Source organism: Pedobacter sp., assembly GCF_035566355.1.
Classification (GTDB): Bacteria; Bacteroidota; Bacteroidia; order Sphingobacteriales; family Sphingobacteriaceae; genus Pedobacter.
In genome coordinates this window covers 1-3,694 of the sequence record NZ_DATMRL010000612.1, presented here as the reverse complement: position 1 = coordinate 3,694, position 3,694 = coordinate 1, and the positions used below count along the sequence as shown (strand labels likewise).

Genomic DNA, 3,694 nt, shown 5'->3' with positions numbered 1-3,694 from the left:
TATAAAAATAGGTTATCGAAACCAATGGGCAGGACTTGAGAATTCACCAAAGACCAGTTTTGTGACCGCCAACTGGGCGCTCGGAAAAGAATATCTATGGTCGAATGCCCTGTCTTTTGAAGAAAATGGAGATAATCCCATGAGCAGGAGCTATATGCAGAACTATATGGCCTCACCAGCACATCATGGGGTTGGCTTTACAGCCGTAAGAGATAAAGCCGGGCAGTTGTCAACCCTCACCTTTAACCTGACCTATGCTTATCATCTTCGCTTATCTGATCGGTTAAATATGTCTTTAGGCGTAGCAGCAGGGGTAACCAATATAGATCTTGATGTCAATGCGCTCCAGTTTGAGAACGGCAATGATCCCGCACTGAATAATGCGATTGGCAGTCAGCTCAAACCAGATCTTTCCTCCGGCATCTGGATCTATGGGGCCAGGTTCTTTTCCGGAATCTCTGTACAACAGATTCTGCCCCAAAAATTGAGCTTTACGAGATCCTCAGGGGAGAATACAGGAAAACAAGTACCACATTTCTTTGTCACAGGAGGATATAAAGTGAGTGTAGATGAGGATATCAGTATCATTCCTTCGGTGATGCTGAAGCAGATCCAGGCCTTGCCAACCTCCCTTGATTTTAATGTAAAAGCGGCCTTCAAAGATAAGTTCTGGTTGGGTGCCAGCCTTAGAAAAGACGATTCTTATACTGCAATGGCTGGATTCAACCTCGGGCATTTTGTGAACCTGACTTATGCTTATGACTTTACCACCTCCCAATTGAACCAGGTCAGTAACGGCAGCCATGAAATTGTTTTGGGTTTCCTGCTGAACAATGTATATAAAGTCATCTGCCCTCAAAGGATGTGGTAGGCGTATGGTGTGTAACAATTCACAAAGCATTGCGTCTATACTATATAGCTTATGAATAAAATCACTTTTCTCAAAAAACACTTCTGGAATGGTTTGTTCCTTGGCGTTTTGCTGGTGCTGCTGTTTGTTCCATCGGCAAAAGCCTACCTGATACAGGGCCTCATGCAGGTTGGCCTGTTCAAACCCCATACAGAAGCAACGGAGCAGGGAAAAGCTGCAAACCTTAACGGAATTAAATTTAAAGACGCAGAGGGCAATAGTATTGACCTGGGCGATTTGAAAGGAAAAGTGATCTTTCTGAACTTCTGGGCCACCTGGTGTCCACCTTGCCAGGCCGAAATGCCCTCTGTGAACCGGCTTTACGAACAATTTAAAAATAATAAAGAGGTCGTTTTTCTTTTTGTAGATGCCGATGGCGATTTTGGAAAGGCTAAAAAATTTATGGACAGGAAGAAGTACCGCCTGCCTGTATATTCCATGGGGAGCTCAGTTCCCGAGGAAATTTTTAAAGGCTCACTGCCCACTACAGTTGTATTTGACAAGGAAGGCCGGATCTCTTATAAAGGAGAGGGTGCCGCCAATTATGCAGACCAGAAATTCCTGGATTTCATGAGAAAATTAACCCGGATGTAAAAAAGTGTTAAATGAGACTTGAAAAACAACATATTAGTTTGAAAAGAAGTATTTTTGTCTATCGTTAAAACCTTAATAGATATGAAAAGGAATTTAATAATGATCGCCGGATTTTTTGCAGGAATAACCTACGCTTCAGCCGGCTACGCTCAGCAAACAGATCTGGTTGCTGATCAGAATCCAAGATACGCAGAAAGTGTAAATAAATACAGCAGGATGGCAGATTCGCTGACCTATGCACAAGGTACAACCGTTCAGGAAACCTATAAAGCATATGACTGGTATGAAGCCAGGGAAGAACGCCGCCGCTTAAGAAGAGAAAGAAATTATCAGCTTTCCCTGTATGGCGGATATACTAATTATGACAACTCCTGGTCTTATCCGGGTTACAACAATTACTGGAATTACGGAGGGTACTCAAGATATCTTTACCCGTCATTTGGTTTCCGGACAAGGAATTTCTGGTTTGGCTTTTAGCAACTCTTAAAACACACATATGCAACTGAAAAGAATAATTACTATAGCTGCTTTTGCAGTTTCAGGCCTGATCATTACTTCATGCTCAAGGCAAGTTACCCGTGTAAGTACCGATGAAGCCATCGACGTTAGCGGAAACTGGAACAATACCGATTCAAGGCTGGTGGCCCAGGACCTGACCCAAAACATATTGGGTGCAGCCTGGCTGAGCAATCACCTGGAGCAAAATGCAGGTAAAAAACCGGTGGTGATCGTAGGGATGGTTCAAAACAAAAGCCATGAGCATATCGAAGCAGAAACTTTTGTAAAAGACGTAGAACAAGCATTTCTGCAAACCCAAAGAGTACGTTTGGTACAAGGTGGAAAAAAACGGGAAGAACTGCGTGCGGAGAAAGCAGACCAACAATCCAATGCTTCTGTATCCAGCATGAAGAAATTCGGACTGGAAAACGGAGCAGATTATATTCTGCAGGGCTCTATCAACTCCATCGTAGATTCTCACAAACGTAAAAAAGTAGTTTATTATCAGGTGAACCTGGAGCTCACTAATATCCAAACCAATGAAGTGGTCTGGATTGGAGAAAAGAAGATCGCTAAATATGTTAAAAACTAGGATTATTGGCGGGCGCTTAGCATGACAACGATCCGGATGAATATTTTTAGAGCATCAACTCTTTTTGGATTGATGCTCTTTCTTTTTAGCTGTGCGAGCTATAATGACCGTACTGCGCTGTATTATAAACAGATTGCAGACGGAAATTATGCGCAGGCCAAGGCTGAACTGGATAAAAACAGCTTGCTGAAGAAACCAAGAAATAAATTGCTCCTGTTGATGGAGGAAGGAAAAATGGCTCACCTCACCGGAGATTATGAAGGCAGTAACCGCTATTTTAATGAAGCCGATCAGTTGCTGGAACAGGGACTTGGAGGAATCATGGACGGGACCGTTGGTGTATTGGTCAATCCGATGTCGCAGACCTATAAAGGAGAAGACTTTGAAAAGTTCATGATCCATTATTACAAGGCACTGAACTATTTCTATCTGAACAATACAGATGAAGCCATTGTAGAAGCCAGGAGGATTACCCTACAGTCCCAGGAGCAAGGAGATAAATTCAACAACAAAGAGAACCGGTATTCTAAAGATGCCTTTTCGTTGATGCTGCAGGGCCTGATCTATGAAGGCGGCAGGGATGTAAACAATGCTTTTATAGCCTATAGAAACGCAGCAGATGTTTACCTTACAGCACCCGATACGACCTATTACGGAACGAAAATACCGGATGGCCTGAAAAAGGATGTGATCCGCACCGCTTACCTGAACGGTTTCCAGTCTGAGCAGAGCAAATACGAAAAACTATTTAACCTGACTTATACGCCGGAAAAGTTATCTGAAGGCGGAGAATTGATCCTGTTCTGGGAAAATGGACTGGCACCGGTGAAACAACAAAAAGAATTTTTCTTTTCCCTGATCAAAGACGATCATGGAAATATGGTCTTTACCGACGGTAATATTGTGATCCCTTTCTGGGATTACGATCCGGCCAACGTGAACAAGGCTTCTGTGCAGAGTTTGAGGGTAACTTACCCTATGTATGTAGCCAGGCCACCATATTATAGCAGTGCAACCGCCAGCAATGGCAATTATGCTATTGCTCTGGAAAAGGCTGAAGACATCAATGCACTGGCCTTTAAAACCCTTGACCAACGTTT

At 43.2% G+C, this 3,694-nt stretch carries 5 protein-coding genes; all 5 read left to right on the top strand.

Annotation, left to right across the window (positions count from 1 at the left end):
• The first annotated feature begins 1 nt into the window (after position 1).
• Positions 2 to 871 (top strand): type IX secretion system membrane protein PorP/SprF, encoded by an 870-nt coding sequence (locus VNZ46_RS23910; protein WP_325563318.1) that lies wholly within the window; start codon positions 2 to 4, stop codon positions 869 to 871.
• Positions 872 to 922: 51 nt separating this feature from the next.
• Entirely contained in the window at positions 923 to 1,504 is a 582-nt protein-coding gene (locus VNZ46_RS23905; protein WP_325563316.1) for a TlpA disulfide reductase family protein, read from the top strand.
• 81 nt (positions 1,505 to 1,585) lie between these two features.
• Entirely contained in the window at positions 1,586 to 1,981 is a 396-nt protein-coding gene (locus VNZ46_RS23900; protein ID WP_325563314.1) for a hypothetical protein, read from the top strand.
• A gap of 19 nt (positions 1,982 to 2,000) precedes the next feature.
• Positions 2,001 to 2,594: a penicillin-binding protein activator LpoB gene (locus tag VNZ46_RS23895; protein ID WP_108553736.1), complete on the top strand. Its 594-nt coding sequence runs from the start codon at positions 2,001 to 2,003 to the stop codon at positions 2,592 to 2,594.
• A 36-nt stretch (positions 2,595 to 2,630) separates the two neighbouring features.
• Positions 2,631 to 3,694: hypothetical protein (locus VNZ46_RS23890; protein WP_325563312.1), on the top strand; the 1,064-nt coding region annotated here is incomplete at its 3' end.